The organism is Pseudoduganella sp. GW821-FHT12E03 (assembly GCF_058807115.1).
The window spans coordinates 260,812-285,211 of sequence record NZ_JBXAQJ010000009.1; the positions used below are offsets into that span (position 1 = coordinate 260,812).

Genomic DNA, 24,400 nt, shown 5'->3' on the forward strand with positions numbered 1-24,400 from the left:
TTTATCCGGCTTTGCAAAATCCCCTTGCAAAGTTGATAGCGATGCTCAATAATACAAATGAGAATCATTATCATTTATTAGGAGCCATCGCATGCACAGTGTCAAAAATACTTCGCCTATCGCCGCCGTCCCAGCCACCCCGGTGGCGGCCAGCGCGCCTGCTCCTGTCCGCCGCGTCACCAGCGCGTCCCTAATGCAAGACCAGCGTGAAGTCGAGATCGAGCACAACAACAAGATTTACCGCCTGCGCATCACCCAGCTGGGCAAACTGATCCTCACCGCCTAAGGTTCCAGCCACCGCATCAACCACCGTACCAGCCGCAGCGACTTCCGCCGCACCTGACGCCGCACGCGTCGCCGTATCTGTAATGCCCGCCAGCCATCCGTTCCCCCGGTAGCCAGCCTCCTCACGTATCCGACTTCGCAAGGAGAGCCTGATGGCCATCATCGACCGTACCGATCCACGCATTGATCCGCTTGTTGACCCGCTTGTTGACCCGCTTATTGATCCCCTGTTTGATCCCCTGTTTGATCCGGCGTCCCCGAGCAGTGCCCAGCCGAGCCAGCGTCCGGAACTGATGCTGTCCGCCGTGCTGCACCTGATGTCCCATTACACCGCCAATGCGGGCGAAGGCGGCTGCGTCAAGCTCGCATCGGTGATCGAGCGCCACCTGAAGGCGCTGGCGTCCCTGCCCGGCCTGGCGCCGGTGCTGGCCGCGACCTGCCAGCAACTGTCGGACCAGTGGGCCAATGAAGTCGAGCGTGCGATGCCGGTACAGGAAAGCTTCCTGGCCCGCATCATGGCCCGCCACCGGGCCCAGCCCGCGGCCATCTGACGGAGGCCGCGATGTGCGATAAACACCAGGCAGCACCGGGCCCGCAGCGCGCCAGCCATAGCGCCGCGCTGGCGGTGGAAATGGCGCTGGCCAACGCTACGCGGGCGGGCATGCCCGCCCCTGCCGCGCAGCCTCCGCGCGGCAGCAACGCGCCGCAGCAAACGCAAGATTCCCGTGCATCGCGGCAAGTGGGCAACGCAAGCCCCGCGCATGCCGCGCATGCGGCACAGCCGTCGCGCCGCCGCAAGTTGTGGGAACTGTCGCATGCTTGCCACTGCCCGCTGGTCGGCGTCGGCATGCCGCTGGCGGCGCTGCGCAAGCTGGTGGGCAAGGTCACCGGCGGCACCGTGGTCGCGGGCGATTACGAACTCCACGTCGGTGTGGTCACGGAATGCGGCGCCCGTAACCGTTTATCCGAAGCGCTGCAAAAGGAACTGGACCGCCGTTACACCGCCGTCCTGCAGCGCTTCCGCGCCGCCAAGGAAACGGAACAGGTCGCCAGCTTGTGGCAGGCGGCGGTTGTCAATGGCGACGTGGCCGGCGCTTTCTGGGCCGCGCTGACCCATGCGCGCTGCACCGCGGAGCTGGAAGAGCAACTGTGCCGCGACTTGCACATGATCCAGCACCAGGCCGGCGCCTGCGTGCGCGCCGACCTCGCGCGCTTCAACGCCGTCATCGAAGAAAACACCCAGTTGGTGCGCGAAACCGCGCGCCTGCAACAGCGCCACGCCGCCCTGCAACAGGAATGGCAGGCCGAGCGCGATCGCCATGGCGCGCAACTGATGCAGTTGCGCGCGCAAGTGGTGGGCCGCGACAGCATGGTCGATTCGCTGCGCCATGAACTGGAACAGTTGCGCGCCTCGATCCCGGGCCTGGAAAGCCGCGATCGCCTGGCCCGGCGCCTGGCGCTGGCCGACGAGCGCGAGCGCGCGCTGCGCCAGCAAATCCAGGATTTAAAACAGGACTTGCAACAACAGCAGCAGGAGCATGCGCGCGCCCGGGAAACCCTGGCCAGCCAGGCGGAGCACGACAGCGTCTTGCCACCGGCTCCAACCGACCTGCCGAACGTGATCTGGCTGTCGCAGCGCAATGTGCTGTGCGTGGGCGGCCGCAGCGGCAACGTGGCCAGTTACCGGGCGCTGGTGGAACAGGTGGGCGGCCAGTTTTCACATCACGATGGCGGCCTGGAAGACAATGTGGCGCGGCTGGAATCGAGCATGGCGCAAGCGGACCTGGTGATTTGCCAGACCGGCTGCATCAGCCACAGCGCGTACTGGCGCGTCAAGGATTACTGCAAGCGCACCGGGAAACGCTGCGTGTTTGTCGACAACCCCAGCGTGTCGAGCCTGGCACGCGGACTCGAAGAAGCCGCCATTTAAGCCCCCCCCCCGGAAGCAACAAAACCCCGCAAGGCGCGAGCCCTGCGGGGTTTTGTTTTGACCGTTGCCGGCCGCTTGTGGCGGCCGGCAATCTTTCAAGCTTCGATTAGAAGCTGTAGGAACCGGTCATGTAGAACGTGCGGCCCATCGTGTCTGCGTAACGTGGGTCGTAGCCAACCTGGTGGCCCGACGAAGCGCGCAGCGACAGTGGCGGGTTGCGGTCAGCCAGGTTTTTGATACCAGCGCGCAGGCTTGCTTGCTTGGTGATCGTCCACTTGCCTTGCCAGTCGATGGTCAGGTACGAAGGAACTTGCAGACGGAACGTTTCCAGCGCGTTGGTGGTGGTGTTACGGTTGGTCTGTTCCGCGTCGGTGTAACCGTTGCGGTAGTTAACCGTGACCGTGTTGCTGAACGCGCCGGTATCCAGGGTGTTGGCCCAACGGATCACGTGGCGGAACGACACGGCATCGTTGATACCGTAGAAGTTCATGCTGTTGGTCCACTTGTCATCCGTGCCTGGTTCGGTGTAGTCCGACTTCATCAGGTAGGTGCCGTTCAGGACCGTGGTGAAGTTGCCGAAGCCGAAGCGGTGACGGTAGGTGGTTTCCCAGTCGATACCCTGGTTGTGGGTCTGGCCGATGTTGATCGACAGCGTTTTCTTCGCCCAGTAGGTGTCGCCGGTCGAAGGTTCGGTGAAGGTCGTGAACAGGCTGCGGAACTTGGCAGCATTGTTGAAGATCTGCGATTCCGATACCGACGATACCGCGTCACGGATCTTCACATCCCACAGGTCAGCCTGGATCGAGAACGACGCGGTCGGCTCGAGACGGAAGCCCACTGCGTACTGTTTCGATTTCTCTGGCTTCAGGCCTTCATTGCCGCCCGAGATCACGTTGTACTGGGTCTTGCCGTTGCGGCAGTAGATTGGGTTTTCCGCGCGCAGAACGTCCGGGCAGTTCCACGAGCTGGCGGTGAAGCCGGCGTTAACCAGTGGCTGGCCGATGTCCAGCATCGAAGGCGCCTTGAAGCCAGTGCCGTACGAACCACGGAACAGCATGGACTGCGAAGGCTGCCAGCGTGCCGACACTTTGTAGGTGTTCGACGATTCTTTCGAACCCATGGTGCGGTTCGCCAGGGCGTTCTTCACGCCGTCGAAGGTGTCGTAACGGGCCGCGCCGGACAGTTCCAGGGTCTTCACGATCGGAGCAACCACCTCGGTGAACACACCGTAGTTGGCGCGCTGCATGTCGTATGCAGGCGATGCGCTGAAGTTGTAGATGTCGGTACCGGTCGCGTTCGGGGTCTGAACGTAGTGGTAGTCGCGGTAGTCCGCGCCCACTGCGATCTGCGACTTGCCGCCTGGCAGGGCGAACAGTTCACGCGAACCACGGACGTCGATACCCTTCAGGGTGGTCGACGCTTCGCGGATCGAACCGTGGAAGATCGAGTTGGCGATCAGGGCCTTGGTGGCGTCCGATTGCGCGCCGATCGGTGCGAACGGGTCGAACTGGTTCTTGGCCAGCATGTCGCGGAACTCGGTGTTCTTCGCGTAGCCGCCAACATATTTCTCGTTCAGTTTGTTACGCGACCAGGTCAGGCCGGTGCCGAACGACCATGCGCCGATATCGCCTTCGGCGCCCAGCACCAGGTTGGACGAATCAGTGATGGTCTGGCTGGCGCGCGAACCCCAGTCGTAGGTACGGTAGTTACCCGAGATCGAACGGATCGCTGCTTGCTGCGCGGTGGTCAGGTAAGGCGCCACGTACTTGTTGTACATGTCGGTGCCTTTGACGATCGTGAACGGTGCGGTGTTCGCAGCGATACGGGCGGTCAGGTCCAGGCGCGAGAAAGCCACTTCCGAGAACACGGTGATGTCCGGGGTTGCTTTGAACGAAGCTTTACCGAAGAACGAATCACGTTTGTTTTCCGGAACGATTTCAACCATCGTCACGAAGTCGAATGCACAGTTCTGCACCAGGGCGGTGTTGACCAGGCTTTCGAAGTTCAGCGCAGGGCACTTGCCGTTGGCTTTCAGGTACGGGCTGAAGCCCACGCCTGGCAGGCCGCTGGCTGGCGTGAAGCCAACCGACACGTTGGCCGGAATGGTCGCGGTGCTGGTGCGGTCGTAGATGTACTTGGTGCCGTTGTGCATGAACGGCAGGTAAGCAGTCGCGCCGAATGGGCGGTCGGTTGCTTTCACCTGGGTCTGCTCGTCGTGGCGGTACGACAGCAACACGTTGTAGCGGTTGTCTTCCAGGTCGCCGAAGCCGGCGGTGACGCTGAAGTTGCTGTTGCGGCCGTCGCTGGATTTGCTTGGCTGGCCGTACGATGCTTCAACGTTCACGCCCTGGTAGTTTTTCTTCAGGATGAAGTTGATCACGCCAGCGATCGCGTCGGAACCGTACAGGGCGGATGCGCCGTCGGTCAGGATTTCAACGCGCTCAACCGCGCTCATTGGAATCGCGTTCAGGTTGATCGACGAACCGGAGCCTTGTGGAGCAATACGGCGGCCGTTCAGCAGAACCAGGGTGTAGCTGGCGCCGATGTCGTGGATCGATGCCGTCACGTTACCGCCCGAGTTGGTACCGGCAGCGATTGCAGCGATGGTGAAACCTTGCATTGCTGGCAGAGCCTGGATCAGGTCTGCAACAGTTACCGCGCCGGACTTGGCGATCTGCTCTTGCGTCAGGCGTTGTACTGGCAGTGCGCCTTCAACGTTGATGCGCTTGATCGCGGAACCCGTGATCTCGACTTTCTGGACTTGCTCTTCAGCGACAGCTGCGCCGGCGAACAGGGCCGAACCGGCCAGGACTGCCAGTGCCAGACGCACGTTGCGGGCGCCGATCTTCTCTTGCAAATTCATTCATTACTCCCTGTAATGTGGTAAAAAACACATGAGCAAGGGGAATGCAAATGCAAAATCGTGCCTGGCGGTCTGTCAGATCGTATGCGGGGGAAAGGCTTGTAACGACAAGCCCAAAGCGCAGGAAATGGAACGAGAACTAGCTCAGCGACGGGTGCAGGAACTACCAGCCATTGCTCAATGGGAACGGATTATGTAACGGGTTTGTCATGTACGGACAGGCTTTTTTAGCAATTCCGTTACAAAACGGACACGAAATTGCAATAAAAGGAGAATGTTTAGAAATGTTTGTATCAAATCAAATTTAATTCCGGTTAACTGACCTAAAAACGAAGGCAATTGTTGCGCTTTAGCCACAGACAAACTATTTTGTTGCTAATAAACATCGCGCCGATATCGATTTTCTGTTATCAGTTCATTCATTTTGTCACGCCCCAAGATATCGCTCAGCGCCCGGTCCACGCCCGCCGCCATGCCTTGCAAACTGCCGCACACATAGATCGCCGCGCCCTGCGCCACCCAGTCGCGCAAGGCCGCCGCCTGCGCCGGCAACATGTCTTGAACGTACTGCTTGACCCCGTTCTCCGCCGCCCCATCGCGTGACCAGGCCACATCGAGCTGCTGCAACTGCCCTGCCGCGCGCAGCGCATCCCATTCGTGGCGGTAGTGGTAATCGTGCTGCGCGTGGCGCTCGCCAAACAGCAGCCAGTTGCGGCCCTGCCCGGCCCGGGCGCGCGCGCGCAAATGGCCGCGCAAGCCGGCAATGCCGCTGCCATTGCCAATCAGGATCAGCGGCCGGTGTTCATTGCCCTCCAGCCGGAAGCGGCTGTGCTGGCGCAAGCGCATTTGCAGGGTGGCGCCCAGCGGCGCTTCACGGCACAGCCAGCCGGAAGCGATCCCGGTACCTCCCTGCAATACATCGTCGTGCATGTGCAAGCGCACCAGCAAGTGCACCCGGCCATCGGACGGAATCGAGGCGATCGAATATTCGCGCGGCTTGTCCGGCTCGGCCGGCGCCACCACCTGCACCAGGTCGCCGGATTGCCAGTCCGGCAATGCGCCGTCTTCCGGCTCCAGTTCGATATGGTAAATCGGGGCGCCGCTGCTGCCTTCATTGAGCCAATGGCGCTCGGCCAGGCGCCAGGCGCCAAAGGCCGGCGCGCTCCAGTCCGGCGCATCGGTGGTGCCGGCCAGGTGGCTCAACGCATGGCGCCAAGCCCCGATCGCGCTGTCGGCCAGCCGGTCCGCTTCAATCCGCGCCACCAGCGGCTGCGCGCCCTGCTCTTGCAGCCAGCTGTCGAGCGCGCGGCCAAAGCCGCAATACTGCGTATAACTGCTGTCCCCCAGCGCCAGCACCGCGTAGTGCAATTGCGGCAGCGGCACGGCGCCCGTCATCATGCGTCCGACAAAGGCCGCCGCGGCATCCGGCGCATCGCCTTCGCCATAGGTGCTGACCACGAACAGGATGCGCTCGGCCTGCTGCAATTCATCGCGGCTCAGCGCCGACAATGTGCACAGCCGCACCGGTATCCCGGCCAGGCGCAGGGTGTCGGCGGTCTGGGTGGCCAGTTGTTCCGCGTTGCCGGTCTGGCTGGCGTGCGCGACGATCCAGCCGGGGCCGGCGGCGCGCGCGGCGGCGCGCTCGGCCGCGTCATGGGCCTTGCGGCGGCGCCAGCCCAGCAGCGCCGGTGCGCACACCAGTGCATAGCTGACCAGGCAGGCTGCCGTCAGCGCCAGCCGGGTGGTATCGAGTGTGACTATCATGGGAAATCTTATTCGTCGTCCAGCATGGCGCGCATGGCGCTGCTGATCAATTCAGTACATGCCGGACCCTCGCCGCCGCGCAACACGAACCGCGCCGCCAAGCCCTGCCGCTCCGCCAGCGCCAGCCCCTGCTCCGGGCCCAGCACGGTCAGCGCGGTCGACCAGGCGTCGGCCGCCATGCATTGCGGATGCACCACCGTCACGGACGCCAGAGCGTTGCAGACCGGCATGGCGGTACGGGGATCGATGGTGTGCGCATAGCGCCGGCCATCTTGCATAAAAAATTTGCGGTAATCGCCGGAGGTGGCGACCGACAAGCCGTGCAGCGCCAGCACCATCCCGGGCAGGCCGCTGTCCGGCAAGGGTTCCAGTTCCACCCACCACGGCTGCCCGTCCGGCCGCATGCCGGCGCCGCGCAATTCGCCGCCCACTTCGACCAGGAAATGCCTGACGCCGTGATGCGACAGGAAATACGCGAGACGGTCGACGCTGTAACCCTTGGCCACCGACGATAAATCCAGCTGCACGCGGCCCGGCTGGAGCGCGCGCTGGCGGTCGGGGTCAAGCGCGATGCGGAAAGCTTCGCGCTGTAGGCGCAGGGTGCGGATTTCGTCGGGATCGGGCACGGTAAACGCATCGTCGCCGTGGCGTGCGCCGGCAATCGCTGGACCAAATCCCCAGCGATTGACGATGTGCCCGGCTGCCGGATCATAGGCGTCGCCACTGAGGCGTCCGACTTCCACCGCATACGTCAATACATCAAAAAACGCGCGCGGCAACACATGCCAGCTGCCGGGGGCCGCGCGATTGAAGCGGCCCAGGTTGGAATCGACTTCCCAGTGGCTCATTTCCGCCACCACGATATCGAGCTGCTGTTGCAGCAACTCCTGTAACGCTTCCGGCACCGCCTTGCCGGCCGGCGCCGCCAGCCGCACCGACCACGTGGTGCCCATGCTGCGGCCCGCGAAGTCGTGGATGGCGGCGCCGGCCGGCGCCGGGTCGGCGGCGATATGGTGCGGTAACAAGACCCGGCGCATGCCGATTCCGCTAAGCCCGGCTTATTGCGGCAACACTTCCACCGTGGCCGCGTACGTCACGCGGCGCGGCACGAACGGGCGCGGCTGGCCCGGTTGCGGCGCCGCCACGACTGGCCAATTCGACGTCACCAGGTACATGCCGGCATCCGGCAGGGTGAACGTGATTTCGCCTTTCGCATCGGTGCTCTGGCGGATTTCGCCCAGGGTGCCACGGTAGCGCACGCCGCCCGGGATCAGGCTGAACGCCTGGTTGGCGGCAGGCTTGCCATCAAGCAGGAAGCGCCAGGTGGCTTTTTCACCGGCATGCATATCGTTCGGATGCGTGACCGGCACCATTTCCAGGCCCGCGCCGGTTGGCTTGAAGACCGCCTCATCGGTCTTGTTGGCCGACACGAAGGTTTCCAGGCGGCCTTCGGTACGCGACACCTTGACGTCTTCCGCGCCGGCCGGCAGGGTTTTCAAGCCTTCCTCGTTACCACGGTACATCTTGCTTTCGCCATTGAGCTTGTAGCTGGCCATCACGTTTTGCTGCAGCACCGCGACTTTATAGGTGCCGGCCTTGGCCATCTGCACGTCAAAGGTGGAACGCAGGCGGCCAGTCACGGCATTTTTCGGCTCGACCTTGGCGCCATCGGGGCCGATCACGACCAGGCTGTCGAGCTTCAGCGGCTGGTGGTCAACCGTAAACAAGTCTTCCGAGATGGCGGCATCGACCGTCACCCACGCATCCTTGGATTCCACCATGGTGGTCGATGGCAGCAGCCATGGCTTGTGCGCATACGCGTTCAGCGCGAAGCCGGCCAGGGTCAGGGCCAGCAGCGGTTTGGTCGGGTTCATCATGTTCAGTCCTTATTTATACAGTGCGGTCACGTTGCCCAGCTCTTCCTTGCCTTTTACCGAGCCCAACTGGCCCGCTTTCAGCGGCAAGGTCACCGGTACTTTGACCAGCTCGCGGCCGCCCGCTTCACGCGCGGCTTCCATCACCAGCTGGTACTGGCCGGCCGGCAGCTTGTCGAGGGCGGCGGTGGCGGTATTGAAGGTCAGCGTGTGTTCGCCCGGGGCGCGGGTCGCGCCGGACACGCCGTCGAGCGGCAAGGTCACGTCGCGGCCGGCCTTGCGCCACCACTGGCGCATGTCCTTGACCCACTTGGTGCCGGCATTGTCTTTTTTCTTGACGTCATACAGCACCGCCAGGTTGGTGACAACTTTCTGGTCCGCGTTTTCCAGCCAGGCGGCCACGTACGGGCGGTGGTATTCGGCCACGTTCAATTGCGGGATTTCAAACTTGACCGCCAGGTCGGCGGCCATGGCCGGCGCGCCGGCCAGCGGCAGGGTCATGGCGATGGAGTAGCGTAATTTCATCAGTGTTACCTTCAATGGATAAACAGCAGAGCAATGACAAACGGCACCAGTACGCCGAAGCCGACAACCGGCCAGGTCGATGGCCGGTTGGCCGCGTGGAACTTCAAAATCAGGAAACCGGTAATGCAAAACACCAGGCAGACCACGGCGAAAATATCGATGAACCAGTTCCAGGCCGTGCCCGTATGCCGCCCCTTGTGCACGTCGTTGAGCCAGGAAATCCAGCCCCGGTCGGTATTTTCATATTCCGTGGCGCCATCTTCCAGGCCGATGCGCACCCAGGCATCGCCACCCGCCTTCGGCAGCGGCACATACACTTCATCGCTGGACCATTCCGCGCCGCGGCCGCCGACATTGATCGACCAAGTCGCGCGCAGCCACTGTTCGGCCGCTTCCGGCAACGCGTCCTTGGCGCCATCGTGTTCTTCCGCATACGCCTTCAATTGCGCCACCAGCGGCGCCGGCGCGGTCGCCTGCAGCCGCGTGATGACGGGCTTGGCTTCGATTTGCGACGCGTGGTTCAACGTGATGCCGGTAATGCTGAACAGGAACATGCCCATCAGGCACAGCGCGGAACTGATCCAGTGCCATTGGTGCAGGTTTTTCAGCCAGACCGCGCGGCTGGCTTGCTTGGAAACGCTCAAGGGAATGCCTTCTGATGAGTAGGAATAGCAACAGCAACTGCTAGTGACTCGAAAATGATAATCATTATCATTTGCGGAGTCAATCAAGCCTTCTGAAATTTACATAAATCATGATTTATTGCTCGTATATTGCCAAACCATTGCAAATGGTATTGAAAATGATAGTGAGAACGATTATCATTTGCGTCAACACTACTAATTTGCCAGCCAATCCCGCTTCGGACCAGCCAGCTTTTCACCAATTCTGTCTGGAGATTTTCCGTGTCCGTTATCCGCAGCCGCAAGCACACCCCTGCCACCCAACCCCTGCTGACGCAGTCGATGCTCAACCACGCCCGCCTGAACCAGTCGCTGCTGGCGCTGGCAGCGATCACCCTGCCGCTGGGCGCCACGGCGCAACAGGAAAAGACCCTGTCGGAAGTGAAGGTCAACGCGGCGGCCGACGTCCCGTTCAAGGCGGAAAAAGTGTCGTCGCCAAAGCTGACGCAACCGCTGATCGACACCACGCAAACCATCACCGTCATTAAAAAGGAAGTGCTGCAGGAACAAGCCGCCTCGTCGCTGGTGGAAGCGCTGCAAAACACCCCGGGCATCACCTTGCAGCTGGGTGAAAACGGCAACACCAGCGCCGGCGACACCTTCCAGATGCGCGGCTTTTCCGCCCAGTCGTCGATCTTTGTCGACGGTATCCGTGACCTGGGCGCGGTGACGCGCGACGTCTTCAACGTCGAACAAATCGAAGTCTCGAAAGGCCCGGCCGGCGCCGACATCGGCCGTGGCGCCGCCGCCGGTTATATCAACCTGTCGTCCAAGCTGCCGCAGCGTGAAAACGCGATTTCCGGCACCGCCAGCTACAACTCCGGCGAAAAAGCCCGCGCCACCGCCGATTTGAACCGCACCATCGGCGACAACGCCGCGTTCCGCCTGAACGTGATGGCCGAAGATGGCGGCCTGATGGGCCGTAAAGTCATCGACAAGAAACGCCAGGCCATCGCGCCGTCGATCGGCTTCGGTCTCGGCACGCCAACCCGCGCCTACCTGTACACGCAACACGTGCGCTCGGAAGGCACCCCGGACGGCGGCGTACCAGCCATCGGTATCCAGGGTTTCAACCCGACCTTCATCGGCGGCACCAAGGAAGTCAATGAAGCCAACATGGCCCTGGCCCGTTCCGCGCCGCGCGTCGGCCGCGAAGCCTTCTATGGTTTCGCCACCGACTATGAAAAACAGGACGCCGACATGGCGACCGTGAAAATCGAACACGAACTGGGTGCGAAAACCACGCTGACCAACATCAGCCGCTATGGCCGCTCCAGCATCGACCGCGTCCTGACCGGCGTCAACGGCATCACGCCCACCGGCGGCGCCAACACCAGCACCTGGACCATTGCGCGTACCCGCCAAAGCGTACTGCAGGAAAACAAGATCCTGGCCAACATCACCAACGTGGTGTCGGAATTCGCCACCGGCGGCCTGAACCACACGGTCTCGGCCGGCCTGGAATTCATGTCGGAAGAACAAACGTCACTGGGCCGCGCCGGCCTCGGCACGGTCGCAGCCAATTCCACAGCCATCCCCGCCGCCAACCTGTACGCGCCGAATCCAAGCGATGTCCTGGTCGGCTACAAGCCGGTGCTGACCGGCGCGGCCACCATCGGCAAAACCAACACGGCTGCCGTCTATGTGTTCGACACGATCAAGCTGAACGACCAGTGGCAAGTCAATGGCGGCCTGCGCACCGAGCACTACAGCGCTGAAACCCTGCAGACCCCGGCCACCGGCGCCACGGTCGCGACACCGCGCATCACGAAAGCCGACAACCTGAACAGCATGAAAGCCGGCGTGCTGTACAAGCCAGCCGACAACGGCAGCATTTACCTGTCATACGCCACTTCGTACCTGCCACCGGGCGGCACCAACTTCACCTTGGCGGCGGAAAACGCCAACAGCAACTCGAACTCCGCGCTGGATCCGCAAAAGACCACCAACATCGAGTTCGGCACCAAGTGGGACGTGATCGAGAAGCAACTGGCGTTGACGGCGGCGCTGTACCGCACCGACAACAAGAATGAGCTGACGGTGCAAAACACCACCACCCTGGAAATTTCCCAGCTGGGCAAACGCCGCGTGGAAGGGATCGAACTGGGCGCGGTCGGCCAGATCACCCGCAACTGGAGCATCATCGCCGGCCTGGCCACGATGGATACCAAGGTCTTGCAAGGCACCACCGCCAACAATGCGGCCGGTGCGGCGGCGCGCTGGTCGCCGGACTTCACGGCCACCCTGTGGACCAGCTACAAGTGGAATGATGCGCTGAGCTTCGGCGGCGGCGTACGCCACACGTCCGAGCAAAAGCGCGTGGTGAACCCGGGCGCGATCATGACAGCGGAAAATACGCCTGGCATCCCGGCCTACACCGTGGCCGACGCGATGGCTTCGTTCAAGGTCAACAAGAACATCAGCCTGCAGTTGAACGTGTATAACCTGTTCGACAAATTCTATGTCGGCACCCTGAACAACGGCGGTTCGCGCGCCACCATCGGCGCGCCGCGTTCGGCGCAGTTGACGGCGAACTTCCTGTTCTAAGTCCCAAAGTCCGGCCATACCAAAACCGCCGCGCCGCTTTCCCGAGGGGAAGCCGCGCGGCGGTTGTCATTTCAGCGGTTCGGGCCCATGGCGGAAAACACGCGCCGCCATGCGGGCCCTGGAGCTTACTGCTTGTTCTGGTCGCCCTGTTGCTGGCTGCCGCCCTGCTGGCTGGCTTGCTGGCTGGATGAAACACCCTGGCTGGCAGCGCTGGCTGGATGACCGGCGGCATTCTGGCCGGTACCGCTGCTGGAAGCGGTCCGCGCACTCTGGCTGTTCTTGTGGCTCATGCTGCCGGCGCGGCGCGCCTCTTCCGGCGTAAATTCATGCGCCGTGCCTTTCTGGTGGGCGGCACGTCCGCCCTGGGCCGCGATTTCCCGCTGTCGTGCAGGGTCCATCGAGGCGAAACCGCGGCTGCTGGTATCGCCGCTTTGCTTGCTGCCTGTTGCCTTGTTGCCCGACTGATTGCCGGATTGATTCGTCGCCGAGACGTCACGTCTGCCAGCATTGTTGTCGCCTTGTTTTGATGATGCCATCACATTCTCCTCTTGATTCGTTGTACTGCATTGCCGAGCCTTGTTGGGGCTCTCAGTGATGCCCGTACGGGGCAATTTCATGGTAGATCAACGCTGTAGAGGAGGACATAGGACTCATGCAGTAGGCAATGTAGGATCAGTCTTACAACAAGTGACTATCCTTTTCTTACGTACTGGATGTTATTTTTCCTACAGAAAAGACTGCATCTCCAGCGACAACAAACACCCGATCGCCCTGGCTCAGCTGTAAAGCGTGGCCACCGGTAAAAGCGCCGAACGCCGGCAAGATCGTGCGCTGCGCTCCGGCAACAAAACACGGCAGCCGCAACGCATCGCGTCCGTCGGACAGCCGGTACACCGGATGCACGTGGCCCGCCACCACATGGCCACTGCCGGCCGGACAATCCGGATGGTGGCAAAAGGCCAGCGGTGCCACGTGGTACGGCTCGTCCACGACATCGAGCGCCAGTGCCGCGGCCGGATCGCCGGCATGGCGGTCATGGTTGCCGCGCACCACCGTGATGCGCAAACCCGCATGGTGCGCGCGCCACGCCAGCAACGCATGCGTCGCCGCATGGGCCGCCTGCGCGTGCAGGAAATCCCCCAGGAACACCAGGTGCGCCGCGTCCACCGCCGCCAGCGCGGCATCGAGCGCCGCCAGGTTGTCCATGGTGGTCCCATGCGGCACCGGCACGCCGTGCGCGCGGAATGCCGCGGCCTTGCCAAAGTGGATGTCCGCCACGGCCAGCAAGCGTTCGCGCGGCCAGTACAGCACCTTGTGCGGCAACAGCAGCACCCGTTCCCCGGCAATGACGGTTTCAAGGACGCTCATGGTCCAGGCTCCGGCCCCGCTGCTGTTTCCAGTTCGCGCAACATGCGCGCCACCCGGTCCGCGAGTTTTTCCGTACTGAGTTTTTCACGGAAGCGCTCCACCATCAGCGCAAAGCCGAACGGCGTGGCGCGCGCCACGGTATGCAGCGCCGTGGCGCGCCGCTGCAATTGCCGCAACGTGGCGCGCAGGCGGCCCAGTTCCAATTCCTGTTCCAGCACTTCCCGCTGCGCCTGCGTCAACAGCAGGTTGCCCGCATCATGCTTGCGGAACACGTCGAAAAACAGCGACGACGACGCCTGCAGCTGGCGCGCGCTCTTCTGGCCACCCGGATAACCTGAAAACACCAGCCCCGCGATACGGGCGATGTCGCGGAAGCGCCGCTGCGACAATTCGGTGGCGTTCAGGCTGGCCAGCACGTGTTCCAGCAAATGGGCGTCATCGAACAGGGCCGGACCGGGCCAGTCAAACGGGTGCGGCGCCAGCAATTCCACCCCGTAATCGTTGACCGCCATGGAAAACGTCGCGGGCCGCTCGCGCGCCAGGCGCCAGGCCAGCAATGACGCCAGCCCGGTATGCACGGCGCGCCCGGCAAATGGGTACAGGAAGACATGATGGCCTTCGCGCGAGTGCAGACGCTCCACCACGGTCAGCTCCGGCCCGGGCAACGACGACCAGCGCCGCTGCACTTCCAGCAACGGCCGCACCGCCTGCATTTCCGGCCCCGCGTACACGCCCTGCGCCGCCTGCCGCAGTTGCGCCAGCACGGCCTGCGCCAGTTCCGACGACAGCGGCATGCGCCCGCCCTGCCAGCGCGGCACCGCGCCCTGGGCGCGCTGCGCCCGGCGCACGTAGGCGGTCATTTCATGGACCCGCACGAATTCCAGGATGCGTCCCCCGAACAGGAAATGATCGCCCGGTTTCAGGCGCGCGATAAACGCTTCTTCCACGGTGCCGAGGCGCGCGCCGCGCAAGAATTGCACTTGCATGCTGGCGTCGGCCACGATGGTGCCGATATTCATGCGGTGGCGGCGCGCAATGGCCGCATCGCGCACGCGCCAAACGCCGTGTTCATCCGGCCGCACCCGGTGGTAGTCCGGATACGCGGTCAGGCTCTGGCCACCGCGCGCCACGAAATCCAGCGCCCATTGCCATTCCTCGTCGTGCAAATCGCGGTATGACCAGGCGCTGCGCACTTCGTCCCGCAGCGCATCCGGCGTGAAACCGCCGCCGGCGGCAATCGTGACCAAATGCTGCACCAGCACGTCGAGCGGCTTGTCCGGCGCCGTGCGCGCTTCGATGCGGCGCTCTTGCACGGCCTGCTTGGCCGCCGCCGCTTCCAGCAATTCCAGGCTGTGCGTCGGCACCAGGGTCACGCGCGAGACGCGCCCCGGCGCATGGCCGGAGCGCCCGGCCCGCTGCAGCAACCGCGCCACGCCTTTCGCGCTCCCCACCTGCAGCACCCGCTCCACCGGCAGGAAATCCACGCCCAGGTCGAGGCTGGAAGTGCAGACCACGGCTTTCAGCCTGCCGTCCTTCAGCCCCTGATCCACCCACTCGCGCACCGCCTTGTCCAGCGAGCCATGGTGCAGCGCCACCAGTCCGGCCCAGTCGGGCCGCGCCTCCAATAAATGCTGGTACCACAATTCCGCCTGTGAACGGGTATTGGTAAACACCAGGGTGGCCGCGTGGCGTTCGATCTCGTCCACCACGCGCGGCAGCATCGACAGGCCCAGGTGCCCGGCCCATGGGAAACGCGACGGATGCGCCGGCACCAGCGTATCGACCACAATCGCCTTCGGCGTGGCCCCTTCGATGATGACCGCATTGCCGGCGGCGTCGCCCACCAGCACGTGCAGTGCCCGCTCCAGGTTGCCCAGGGTCGCGGACAGCCCCCACACCGGCAGGCCGGGCCGCCAGCGCCGCAGCCGCGCCAGCGCCAGCTGCACTTGCACGCCGCGCTTGTTGCCGGCCAGTTCATGCCATTCATCGATGACCACCATATCGAGCTGCGCGCAATGCTCCTGCGCATCGGCGCGGCTCAGCATCAGCGACAGGCTTTCCGGCGTCGTCACCAGCGTTTCCGGCAAGCGCCTGGCCTGGCGCGCCCGCTCACCGGACGAGGTGTCGCCGGTGCGCGCCGCCACGCTCCATCCCGGCTGCATGTCGTCGACCGCCGCTTGCAGGCTGCGCAAGGTATCCGCCGCCAGCGCCCGCATCGGCGTGACCCACAGCACGCGCAGGCCGCGCTGCTGGCGGCCCGGTCTGCCCTGCTGCTGTGCGCCGCGCAGCATGGCGGCAAACCAGGCCGCATAAGTCTTGCCGGCGCCGGTGGTGGCGTGCAGCAGGCCGGAGCGGCCCTCGCACGCCGCGCGCCACACGTCGCGCTGGAATGGGAACACTTGCCAGCCGCGTCGGGCGAACCAGTGTTCGGCCTGCGCCAGCGGGTCGGCACAAGCGCCGGGATTCCGGGACGCGGCGGCTGCAGCGGCGACTGCAGCCTTGCCGCGCAACTGGCGCGCCAGCCTGCTCATGATGCCCCGGCTCCCAGCAATGCTTGCAGGGTGGCCAAGGTATCGGCATCGTCCACCGCCTTGTCGGTGCGCTGGCGCAGGATGCGGGGAAAGCGCACGGCGATGCCCGATTTATGGCGCGGCGATCGCGCGATACCCTCAAAGCCGATTTCAAACACCATGCTCGGCTGCACGCTGCGCACAGGGCCGAAGCGCTCGATGGTGGTGCGGCGGATCGCCTGGTCGACCGCCGCGATTTCCGCATCGGTCAATCCGGAATACGCTTTGGCGAACGGGACCAGTTGCCGCGTCCCGTGCTCATCATGCCCCCATACCGCAAACGTGTAATCCGTGTACAGCGAGGCGCGCCGTCCATGCCCGGCCTGGGCATACACCAGCACGGCGTCCACGCTGTAGGGATCGATCTTCCACTTCCACCACGTGCCCACATCGCGCGTACGGCCGACGCCATAGCGCGCCTCGCGCGCCTTGAGCATCATGCCTTCCACGCCGCGCTGGCGCGACTGCGCACGCAGCGCCGCCAGTGCCTCCCAGCTGTCCGCCGTCACCAGCGGCGAGAGCCGCAGCGCGGGCGACGCGGTTTGCCGCACCAGCTGTTCCAGCAGTGCGCGCCGCTCCCATTGCGGCAACTGCCGCACATCGGCGCCGCCGCGCTCCAGCAGGTCATAGGCCACCAGCAGGGCGGGACATTCCGCCAGCAACCTGGCCGATACGGCCTTGCGCGCGATGCGCTTTTGCAGGTCGGCAAATGGCGCGGGCGCGCCCGCCGCGTCCCGCCACACCAGGATTTCGCCATCGACCACCGTGCCATCGGGCAAGCGCAGCGCCGCCAGTTCCGGGTAGCGCTCCGTGATCAGCTCTTCGCCGCGCGACCACAGCCACACCTGCCCGGCGCGTGTCACCAGTTGCGCGCGCATGCCGTCATATTTCCACTCCACCTGCCAGTGTCCCACCGGCCCGAGCGCGGCCGGATCGCCGGCCAGCGCATGGGCCAGGAAAAACGGATAAGGATGGCCGCCGCGCCGCGCGTGCTCGTCATCGTCGGGCGCGCCCGTCAGCGCCAGGAAGGCCGCGCCACTGGGACGCGCGCGGCCATCGGTCCAGCCGATCAGGCGCTGCGCGATAATTTTCGCATCCACGCCGGACAGCGCGGCCAGCGCGCGCGTTACCAGCAGGCGCGACACGCCGACCCGCAAGCCACCGCCGATCAGCTTGGTCAGCAGGTAGCGCTCGCGGGTTTCCAGCTGATCCCAATAATCAAACAGCGCGGCGCGGATGGCCTCCGGCGCGGCGCCCCGCAGCGGTGCGATGCGTTCCTCGACCCAGTGCGCCAGACCCGCGTCGCTGCGCGCACGGGGCGCCGGCAACACCAGCGCGATGGTTTCCGCCAGGTCCCCCACCGCGTGGTAGCACTCGTCGAACAGCCAGCTATCGAGGCCGGCATATTCGGTCGCATACTGGCGCAGCAGTTTGACGGGCACCGCCTGGCGCGGCTTGCCGCCCGCCAGGAAATACACGGCCCACGCGGCATTGTCGGGCGCCGCCGTGCCGAAATAAGCCTGCAGCGCTTCCAGCTTGCGCGAGGTGGACGTGGTGTCATCGAGCTCCGCATACAGGTTGGCAAATTCACGCATGGCCGCCGTCCGGCACGTTCGCTTCCGCCGCCTGCCCCGCCGGGTCCACCTGCTCCGCCCCGGCTTCCTCATCGCCATACTCGGTCTCGAACGCCCCCGCTTCGTAGCCGTTTTGCCGCAGCCAGCGCACCATCACCGGCACCGAGCCGTGCGTGACAATCACGCGTTGCGCCCCGGTGGCCTGGATCGCCGCCATCAGGCCGGGCCAGTCCGCATGGTCGGACAGCACAAAACCCCGGTCCACCCCGCGCCGGCGGCGCGCGCCCCGCACCAGCATCCAGCCGCTGGCAAACGCGTCGCTGTAGTCGCCAAAACGCTTGATCCATGGCGACCCGGCCGCCGACGGCGGCGCCAGCACGATGGCGCTGCGCAAGGCTTCGCGCGCGAGGTCCGACACCATGCAGGTGTCGGGCAGCGCCACGCCGCCGGCGCGGTAGACGCGGTTCAGCGCTTCCACCGCGCCATGGCACACGATCGGCCCCAGCGAGGCGTCAAGCCCGCTCAGCATGCGCTGCGCCTTGCCGAACGCGTAACCCAGCAGGACGCTGGCGCGGCCCTGGGCCGCATTGCGCGCCCACCAGGCATTGATGTCGGCATACACTTCCTGTTGCCGCGCCCAGCGGTAGATCGGCAGACCGAAGGTGGATTCCGTGATGAACGTGTGGCAACGCACCGCTTCAAATGGTGCGCAGGTGGCGTCGGCTTCGATCTTGTAGTCGCCCGACGCGACCCAGACTTCGCCCCGGTATTCCATGCGCACCTGCGCCGAGCCCAGCACGTGACCGGCCGGGTGCAGTGAAATGCGCACGCCGTTGTGCTCCACCACCTCGCCGTACGCCAGGGCATCGACCGCGATGGGCCCGAGCCGCGCGCGCAGGATGCCTTCCCCCGGCTGCGCCGTCAGGTAATGCCCATGCCCTTGCCGCGCATGGTCGGCATGGGCGTGCGTGATGACGGCGCGCGCCACGGGACGCCACGGATCGATGTAAAAGTCGCCCGGCACGCAATACAGCCCTTCCCTGCGCACCACCACCAGATCAGCCCTCGCCCCCGTCGCCCCCATCGCCCCTCCCTATACCGGCTGCACATAATCGGCCAGGAAGGTGCGCGGCTCGTCGCCGGGAAAAGCGATCGTCACCTGGTCGCCCGCCACCGCCAGCACCGTTCCCACGTCATACTTCGGCACCCGCACCTCATTGCCAACCGATATGTGCGGCTGCGGTGGCGGCGGCGCCGACGCGGGCAGCGCCATGCCCGGATCGTCCTCCTCGAACGCCACGCCCGGCGGCGTCATGCAGTTATCGCAGCAGCCGCAGTTTTCCATGGCGTCTTCGTTGGCGCCGAAATAATCGAGCAACAGCTTCCAGCGGCAATAGCCGCTTTGCGCATACCCCACCATGAGTTCCAGCGCCGCGCGGTCGCGCTCTAGCTTGTCGCCACGCGCGCCGGCCAGGAAAAACTGCTGCACCCGCTTGTCATCCTGGAAGTACAGCAGCGTACAGTCCGCTGGTTCGCCATCGCGGCCCGCGCGGCCCGATTCCTGGTAATACGCTTCCAGGCTGGCCGGCACCTGCAGGTGTATGACCTGGCGCACATCGGGCTTGTCGATCCCCATGCCAAAGGCATTGGTTGCCACCATCACGCGCCGCTCACCGCCCATGAACCATTGCTGGTGCAGCTTGCGCTGCGCGGCCGGCAGCCTGCCGTGGTACAGCGCCACGCTTTCGCCTTGCTCCTCCAGCAGGGCGTGCAGCTGTTTGGCGGCCTTCACGGTGGCGGCATAGACGATGGCCGCGCCATCACTCGAGCGCACCAGTTCCAGCGCCTGCGCCAGCTTTTCTTCGGCATTGGTGCTTTGCAGGACGCGGTAGTACAGGTTGGGCCGGTACATGCCCGTGTTGATGACGTGCAGGCCGCCCAGTCCCAGTTGCGTGCCAATATCGGCAATGACATCGTCCGTCGCCGTGGCCGTCAGCGCCAGCACGGGGGGATGGCCCAGCGCGGCGACGGCCGCGCCGATCTCCAGGAAAGCCGTGCGGAAGTCGTGGCCCCACTGGGAAATACAATGCGCCTCATCGACCACCAGCAGCGAGACCCGTGCAGCGCACAGCACTTCCTGGAAGTCCAGTGTCGCCAGGCGCTCGGGTGTACAAAACACGATATCGCTGGCGCGGCTGCGGATGCTGTCGAGCGCCTCCAGTTCTTCCGCGCGGGGCAGGCTGCTGTTGACTTGCGCGGCGTCGATGCCGAGCTGATCGAGTTTATCGAGCTGGTCTTGCATCAGCGAAATCAGCGGCGACACCACGACCGTGGTTCCCGGCAACAGCGAGGCGGGAATCTGGTAGCACAGCGATTTGCCGCCGCCGGTCGGCATGATGGCCAGGGTGTTGCGTCCCGCCAGCACGGAATCGATGACCTGGCGCTGGCCGGGGCGCAGCGCGCCCATGCCGAACACATGCCGCAGTAAATCATTGATCAGGCCAGCACGCGTGGTGCCCGCCTTGCGCGCGCTTTTTACTGTGTGCACCATGGCGCCTCCGCAACCATTCCGTCATGGCCCCAGCATAATCGCCGTGTCCGCCGCCCTGTATAGGACGGCGGCTGCACCGCGCGTAGGAATCAGGCGTGATCGGGGCTGTTCAGGGCGTCACGAATTGTCCAGCGCCGCCTTCAGTTCCATCAAGTCATACGGCTTGCGCAGCACTGTGGCATGCAGGCCGGACTGGTCCAGCGCTTCCTTGCCATAGCCGGTGGAAAAAATAATGCGCACGGGTTTGCCGGATTCGCGCACGCGGTGCGCCAGGTCGATGCCGGACATGCCGGGCAGGCTGATGTCGGTAAACAAGATGTCGACATCGTGCGCCTGCAGCATGTCCCAGGCCTGTTCGCCATTGCAGACGCCGTTGACGGTGTGGCCCAGCATGCCGATCAGTTCGCACACCATGGCTTGCGAATCGGCATTGTCTTCCACCACCAGCACGCGCAGCGAGTGGTCGGCAATCGGCGGCTGCGGCGGCAACAGGCCGACCGCCGCTTCCAGCTGGCGCTGGCGCGCCGCGATTTCCTGCTCGCGGTTATTGAAGACGTGGCGCAGCTTGCGCGCCAGGTCTTCACGCCGGTACGGCTTGCTCAACAACTCCAGCCCGGCATCGAGGCGGCCACCATGCACGATGGCGTTTTGCGGATAGCCGGATGTAAACAGCACGGCGATATCCGGCTGCAATTCGCGCGCCGCCACCGCTAGCTCCGGACTGCGCAACGCCCCCGGCATCACCACGTCGGTAAACAGCAAGTCCGCATGCTGCCGCTGCAGCAGGGCCAGCGCATCGGCGCCGTTTTCCGCCGCCAGCACGTGGTAGCCCAGCGCCGCCAGCATGTCGAGCACCACGGTGCGCACGCCCGGGTCATCTTCCACCACGAGGATGGTTTCCGTGCCGCCGGTTTCGTGGGCGCGCTCCGCGTCTTCCTGGTGCGCTTCATCGCTGAGGCTGCGCGGCAGGTAAATCTTGATGCTGGTGCCCTGCCCCGGTTCGCTGAGGATCTTGATATGGCCACGGCTTTGCTTGACGAAGCCATATGCCATCGACAGGCCCAGGCCGGTGCCCTCGCCTTCGCGCTTGGTGGTGAAGAATGGTTCAAACGCGCGCTGCAAGACGTCCGGCGTCATGCCGGAACCGGTGTCGGTGACCGACAGCATGACGTACTGGCCGGACGGCACATCGAGCAGGTTGTTGACGTAATACTCGTCCAGCACCGAGTTGCCCACTTCGATCGTCAGGCGGCCGGCGCCCTGCATGGCGTCGCGCGCATTGATGGCCAGGTTCAGGATCACGTTTTCAATCTGGCCCGGATCGACCAGCGTATTCCACAAGCCGCTGCCGGCCACCGTGACAATTTCGATGGCTTCACCCAGCGTGCGGCGCAACAAATCATCCATGCGGCCGACCAGGCGGCCCAGGTTCGACACCACCGGTTGCAGCGGCTGGCGCCGCGCAAACGCCAGCAATTGCGACGACAGCCGCGCGCCGCGCTCGACAGCGGCAATCGCCATGTCGAGCCGCTTGCGCATGGTGGCGTCCCCACCGGCCTGCTCGCCGCGCGCCTGCTCGCCGCGCGCCTGCAATTGCAGCAGGTGCAGGTTGCCGGAAATAATTTGCAGCACATTGTTGAAATCGTGCGCCACGCCGCCGGTCAACTGGCCCACGGCTTCCATTTTTTGCGACTGGCGCAGCGCTTCTTCCGCCTTGTCGCGCTCGGCGATTTCCCGGCCCACGCGCTGTTCCAGGGTGTCATTCAAATCGCGCAACGCCGCTTCGACCCGGCGCCGCTCGGTGATGTCGGTCTTCACGGCAATCAGCCCTTGCGGCTGGCCGGCTTCATCGTCGAGGCGGCTCATGCTCGATGAAATCCATACCCAGCCGCCATCGGGCTTGAAGTAGCGCTTTTCCAGCGTGAACGGTTGCCCGGTCGCCACCAGCCGCCGCACCAGCGAGCGGTTTTCTTCCAGCTCTTCCGGGTGAATGATGTCATCCATGTGCAGGCCCAGCATTTCCTGTTCGGTGCGGCCCAGCATATGGCACAGCGCACCGTTGACGCGCCGGAAGCGTCCCGTCAAATCCAGTTCCGACAAGCCGACCGAGGCCTGGCCGAAAATCGCGGCCAGCCGGTCCTGGCTGGCGCGCAGCGCCTGTTCGGTTTGCTTGCGCCCGGTGATATCGAACGACACGCCGATATAGCGCCGCGGTTCGCCCGGCCTGGCCACCACTTCGCCCTGGCGCGCCAGCCAGCGCAGTTCACCGGTATCGGCGCGGCGGATGCGGTATTCGGTATATTCCAGGGGATTGTCGGCACTCATCCGTTGCGGCCCCAGCCGCGCACGATCGCGCTCGTCGGTCATGCTGACCAGCATCTCGGCCGTCACGTCCACACCAGGCGCCAGCCCCCACAGCTTGCGGTAAGTGGCCGACACCACCATGCGGCCGGATTCGGGGAACCATTCAAAACTGCCGATGCCGCCGGCTTCCTGCGCCATGCGCAGGAATTCCTCCGTCACCGGCCGGCTGTTGCTGTCGTGGCCTGCGGCGCTGAGCGCTATGGGTTCCGGTATGGATTCCGGCGCGGCGTCCGGTATGCCGCCTGGCATCAGGGCGGAGGCCAGCGTTTGGGGAAAGGCGCTCATGGCAGGGACTCCGATCCGGCGCGGCGCGGCGTCTTGAAAGTGAACACGGTCCCTTCCTCCTTGCTCGATGCCGCCGTGATGTCGCCGCCATGGGCCACAATGAACATGCGCGCGGTGTACAGGCCGAGGCCCAGTCCCTGGCCGGATTTGCGCGCCGCGCCGCGCTTGTAGGGTTCGAATACGCTGCCCAGCAATTCGGGGGCGATTTCACCACGGTTGGCCACGCTGACCGTGATCGCATCGGGATCGTTGCCGTCGATCGTCACGCGCACCGGCGACTCCGGTTCGCCATGAATCAGCGCATTGCCCATCAGGTTCGACAGCACTTGCGACAGCATGCCGCTGTCGCACACGCCGACCATATCGCCGGAAGTTTCCACGGTGATGCGCGACGGCTGGTCTTGCGGGGTGAATTCATCGGCGAGCAAGCGGCACAGGGCGCCGTAATCGGCCTCGGCCAGCTCGGGCCGCATGTCGCCGGAACGGATGCGGGCCAGGTCCAGCAACTGGTCCACCATTTGCGCCATGCGCTTGGCGCTGCTCTGGATGCGCTGCGCCGTGACGGCGACTTTCGGATGGTCCGTCATCATGGGCAACAGCATCGCGCCATTCATCACCACCGACAGCGGTGTCCGCAAATCATGCCCGAGCACCGCCGTGAACAATTCATTGAGGTGCAGCGAGCGCTTCAACTCGTCCAGCTGCGCCGACAACTGGCGCTTTTGCTGGTGCAGTTCGACAAACACGTTGACCTTGTTGACCAGCACCTGGCCATCAAACGGCTTGAACAGGAAATCCACGGCGCCCGCTTCGTAGCCCCGGAAGGTGTAGGCCTGGTCGCGCGCGGCGGCCGTCAGGAAAATCAGGGGAATGGCGCGGGTGCGTTCACTGCCGCGCATCAGTTCGGCCAGCTCAAAGCCATTCATGCCCGGCATTTGCACGTCGATCAGCGCCAGGGCGACGTCATGTTCCAGCAACAGTTCCAGCGCCTGCGCGCCGGACGAGGCAGTCAGCAAGGTCACGCCGGGACGCGTCAACAGCGCCCCGACCGCGGTCAGGTTTTGCTCGACGTCATCGACTACAAGGAGTTTGATCGGTGCATTCACGGTGGCATTTCTGATAAGTGGCAGCCTGGTCGATACTACCAAGTTTGCGCGGGCGCTCGCGCATGGTTGCAAAATATTTTCTTTTTCGCAACCTTATTTGCCATTATGCCA

18 protein-coding genes are annotated in these 24,400 nt (G+C 64.4%); 4 read left to right on the forward strand and 14 right to left on the reverse strand.

Going from position 1 to position 24,400, the window contains the following annotated elements; all coding sequences use genetic code 11:
* Window positions 1-91: 91 nt before the first annotated feature.
* The 3 genes from hemP to AC1RRC_RS23215 all read left to right on the forward strand — a co-directional run bounded on the left by hemP (window position 92) and on the right by AC1RRC_RS23215 (window position 2,215).
* On the forward strand, window positions 92-286 hold the full coding sequence (hemP, locus tag AC1RRC_RS23205; RefSeq protein WP_493057897.1) for a hemin uptake protein HemP: 195 nt from the start codon (window positions 92-94) through the stop codon (window positions 284-286).
* A gap of 151 nt (window positions 287-437) precedes the next feature.
* Entirely contained in the window at window positions 438-836 is a 399-nt protein-coding gene (locus tag AC1RRC_RS23210; protein ID WP_493057898.1) for a hypothetical protein, read from the forward strand.
* Window positions 837-847: 11 nt separating this feature from the next.
* The gene (locus AC1RRC_RS23215; protein ID WP_493057899.1) at window positions 848-2,215 is read left to right on the forward strand and encodes a DUF2325 domain-containing protein; all 1,368 of its coding nucleotides are present in this window, start codon (window positions 848-850) and stop codon (window positions 2,213-2,215) included.
* 106 nt (window positions 2,216-2,321) lie between these two features.
* On the opposite strand, the gene AC1RRC_RS23220 is transcribed toward AC1RRC_RS23215, so the two are convergent.
* The 6 genes from AC1RRC_RS23220 to AC1RRC_RS23245 all read right to left on the reverse strand — a co-directional run bounded on the left by AC1RRC_RS23220 (window position 2,322) and on the right by AC1RRC_RS23245 (window position 9,885).
* The gene (locus AC1RRC_RS23220) at window positions 2,322-5,078 is read right to left on the reverse strand and encodes a TonB-dependent receptor (protein WP_493057900.1); all 2,757 of its coding nucleotides are present in this window, start codon (window positions 5,076-5,078) and stop codon (window positions 2,322-2,324) included.
* A gap of 375 nt (window positions 5,079-5,453) precedes the next feature.
* The gene (locus AC1RRC_RS23225; RefSeq protein ID WP_493057901.1) at window positions 5,454-6,842 is read right to left on the reverse strand and encodes a sulfite reductase subunit alpha; all 1,389 of its coding nucleotides are present in this window, start codon (window positions 6,840-6,842) and stop codon (window positions 5,454-5,456) included.
* 8 nt (window positions 6,843-6,850) lie between these two features.
* A complete protein-coding gene (locus AC1RRC_RS23230; protein WP_493057902.1) occupies window positions 6,851-7,879 on the reverse strand; it encodes an FAD:protein FMN transferase in 1,029 nt (342 codons plus the stop codon).
* 21 nt (window positions 7,880-7,900) lie between these two features.
* Window positions 7,901-8,716: a DUF4198 domain-containing protein gene (locus AC1RRC_RS23235; protein WP_493058020.1), complete on the reverse strand. Its 816-nt coding sequence runs from the start codon at window positions 8,714-8,716 to the stop codon at window positions 7,901-7,903.
* A 12-nt stretch (window positions 8,717-8,728) separates the two neighbouring features.
* Window positions 8,729-9,241, reverse strand: a complete 513-nt coding sequence (locus AC1RRC_RS23240; protein WP_493057903.1) for a DUF2271 domain-containing protein — start codon at window positions 9,239-9,241, stop codon at window positions 8,729-8,731.
* 11 nt (window positions 9,242-9,252) lie between these two features.
* The gene (locus tag AC1RRC_RS23245) at window positions 9,253-9,885 is read right to left on the reverse strand and encodes a PepSY-associated TM helix domain-containing protein (RefSeq protein WP_493057904.1); all 633 of its coding nucleotides are present in this window, start codon (window positions 9,883-9,885) and stop codon (window positions 9,253-9,255) included.
* Window positions 9,886-10,146: 261 nt separating this feature from the next.
* Between AC1RRC_RS23245 and AC1RRC_RS23250 the strand changes: the two genes are divergently transcribed.
* Window positions 10,147-12,471 carry a catecholate siderophore receptor Fiu gene (locus AC1RRC_RS23250; protein ID WP_493057905.1) on the forward strand — a complete coding sequence of 775 codons (2,325 nt, stop codon included), beginning with the start codon at window positions 10,147-10,149 and terminating at the stop codon, window positions 12,469-12,471.
* Between the two features lie 125 nt (window positions 12,472-12,596).
* Here the strand turns inward: AC1RRC_RS23250 and AC1RRC_RS23255 are convergent, their stop codons facing one another.
* The 8 genes from AC1RRC_RS23255 to AC1RRC_RS23290 form a co-directional block, all read right to left on the reverse strand.
* Window positions 12,597-13,007 carry a KGG domain-containing protein gene (locus AC1RRC_RS23255; protein WP_493057906.1) on the reverse strand — a complete coding sequence of 137 codons (411 nt, stop codon included), beginning with the start codon at window positions 13,005-13,007 and terminating at the stop codon, window positions 12,597-12,599.
* Window positions 13,008-13,173: 166 nt separating this feature from the next.
* A complete protein-coding gene (gene pdeM, locus AC1RRC_RS23260) occupies window positions 13,174-13,839 on the reverse strand; it encodes a ligase-associated DNA damage response endonuclease PdeM (RefSeq protein ID WP_493057907.1) in 666 nt (221 codons plus the stop codon).
* Complete coding sequence (locus AC1RRC_RS23265; RefSeq protein ID WP_493057908.1) at window positions 13,836-16,370, reverse strand: ligase-associated DNA damage response DEXH box helicase; 2,535 nt, start codon at window positions 16,368-16,370, stop codon at window positions 13,836-13,838. The genes pdeM and AC1RRC_RS23265 overlap by 4 nt, the downstream gene beginning before the upstream one ends.
* The gene (locus AC1RRC_RS23270) at window positions 16,367-18,004 is read right to left on the reverse strand and encodes an ATP-dependent DNA ligase (RefSeq protein ID WP_493057909.1); all 1,638 of its coding nucleotides are present in this window, start codon (window positions 18,002-18,004) and stop codon (window positions 16,367-16,369) included. The genes AC1RRC_RS23265 and AC1RRC_RS23270 overlap by 4 nt, the downstream gene beginning before the upstream one ends.
* Window positions 17,997-19,067: a ligase-associated DNA damage response exonuclease gene (locus tag AC1RRC_RS23275; protein ID WP_493057910.1), complete on the reverse strand. Its 1,071-nt coding sequence runs from the start codon at window positions 19,065-19,067 to the stop codon at window positions 17,997-17,999. The genes AC1RRC_RS23270 and AC1RRC_RS23275 overlap by 8 nt, the downstream gene beginning before the upstream one ends.
* A gap of 9 nt (window positions 19,068-19,076) precedes the next feature.
* On the reverse strand, window positions 19,077-20,534 hold the full coding sequence (locus AC1RRC_RS23280) for a RecQ family ATP-dependent DNA helicase (protein ID WP_493057911.1): 1,458 nt from the start codon (window positions 20,532-20,534) through the stop codon (window positions 19,077-19,079).
* 117 nt (window positions 20,535-20,651) lie between these two features.
* Window positions 20,652-23,183, reverse strand: coding sequence for a hybrid sensor histidine kinase/response regulator (locus tag AC1RRC_RS23285; RefSeq protein ID WP_493057912.1), 2,532 nt, complete (start codon window positions 23,181-23,183; stop codon window positions 20,652-20,654).
* Window positions 23,180-24,289: a hybrid sensor histidine kinase/response regulator gene (locus AC1RRC_RS23290; RefSeq protein WP_493057913.1), complete on the reverse strand. Its 1,110-nt coding sequence runs from the start codon at window positions 24,287-24,289 to the stop codon at window positions 23,180-23,182. The genes AC1RRC_RS23285 and AC1RRC_RS23290 overlap by 4 nt, the downstream gene beginning before the upstream one ends.
* Window positions 24,290-24,400 lie beyond the last annotated feature (111 nt).

Coding starts and splice junctions, on each gene's coding strand:
- AC1RRC_RS23220 (WP_493057900.1), bottom strand. CDS start 5,078: ATGAATTTGCAAGAGAAGATCGGCGCCCGCAACGTGCGTCTGGCACTG.
- pdeM (WP_493057907.1), bottom strand. CDS start 13,839: ATGAGCGTCCTTGAAACCGTCATTGCCGGGGAACGGGTGCTGCTGTTG.
- AC1RRC_RS23215 (WP_493057899.1), top strand. CDS start 848: ATGTGCGATAAACACCAGGCAGCACCGGGCCCGCAGCGCGCCAGCCAT.
- AC1RRC_RS23270 (WP_493057909.1), bottom strand. CDS start 18,004: ATGCGTGAATTTGCCAACCTGTATGCGGAGCTCGATGACACCACGTCC.
- AC1RRC_RS23280 (WP_493057911.1), bottom strand. CDS start 20,534: ATGGTGCACACAGTAAAAAGCGCGCGCAAGGCGGGCACCACGCGTGCT.
- AC1RRC_RS23255 (WP_493057906.1), bottom strand. CDS start 13,007: ATGGCATCATCAAAACAAGGCGACAACAATGCTGGCAGACGTGACGTC.
- AC1RRC_RS23210 (WP_493057898.1), top strand. CDS start 438: ATGGCCATCATCGACCGTACCGATCCACGCATTGATCCGCTTGTTGAC.
- AC1RRC_RS23225 (WP_493057901.1), bottom strand. CDS start 6,842: ATGATAGTCACACTCGATACCACCCGGCTGGCGCTGACGGCAGCCTGC.
- AC1RRC_RS23230 (WP_493057902.1), bottom strand. CDS start 7,879: ATGCGCCGGGTCTTGTTACCGCACCATATCGCCGCCGACCCGGCGCCG.
- AC1RRC_RS23285 (WP_493057912.1), bottom strand. CDS start 23,183: ATGAGCGCCTTTCCCCAAACGCTGGCCTCCGCCCTGATGCCAGGCGGC.
- AC1RRC_RS23240 (WP_493057903.1), bottom strand. CDS start 9,241: ATGAAATTACGCTACTCCATCGCCATGACCCTGCCGCTGGCCGGCGCG.
- AC1RRC_RS23235 (WP_493058020.1), bottom strand. CDS start 8,716: ATGAACCCGACCAAACCGCTGCTGGCCCTGACCCTGGCCGGCTTCGCG.
- AC1RRC_RS23275 (WP_493057910.1), bottom strand. CDS start 19,067: ATGGGGGCGACGGGGGCGAGGGCTGATCTGGTGGTGGTGCGCAGGGAA.
- AC1RRC_RS23265 (WP_493057908.1), bottom strand. CDS start 16,370: ATGAGCAGGCTGGCGCGCCAGTTGCGCGGCAAGGCTGCAGTCGCCGCT.
- hemP (WP_493057897.1), top strand. CDS start 92: ATGCACAGTGTCAAAAATACTTCGCCTATCGCCGCCGTCCCAGCCACC.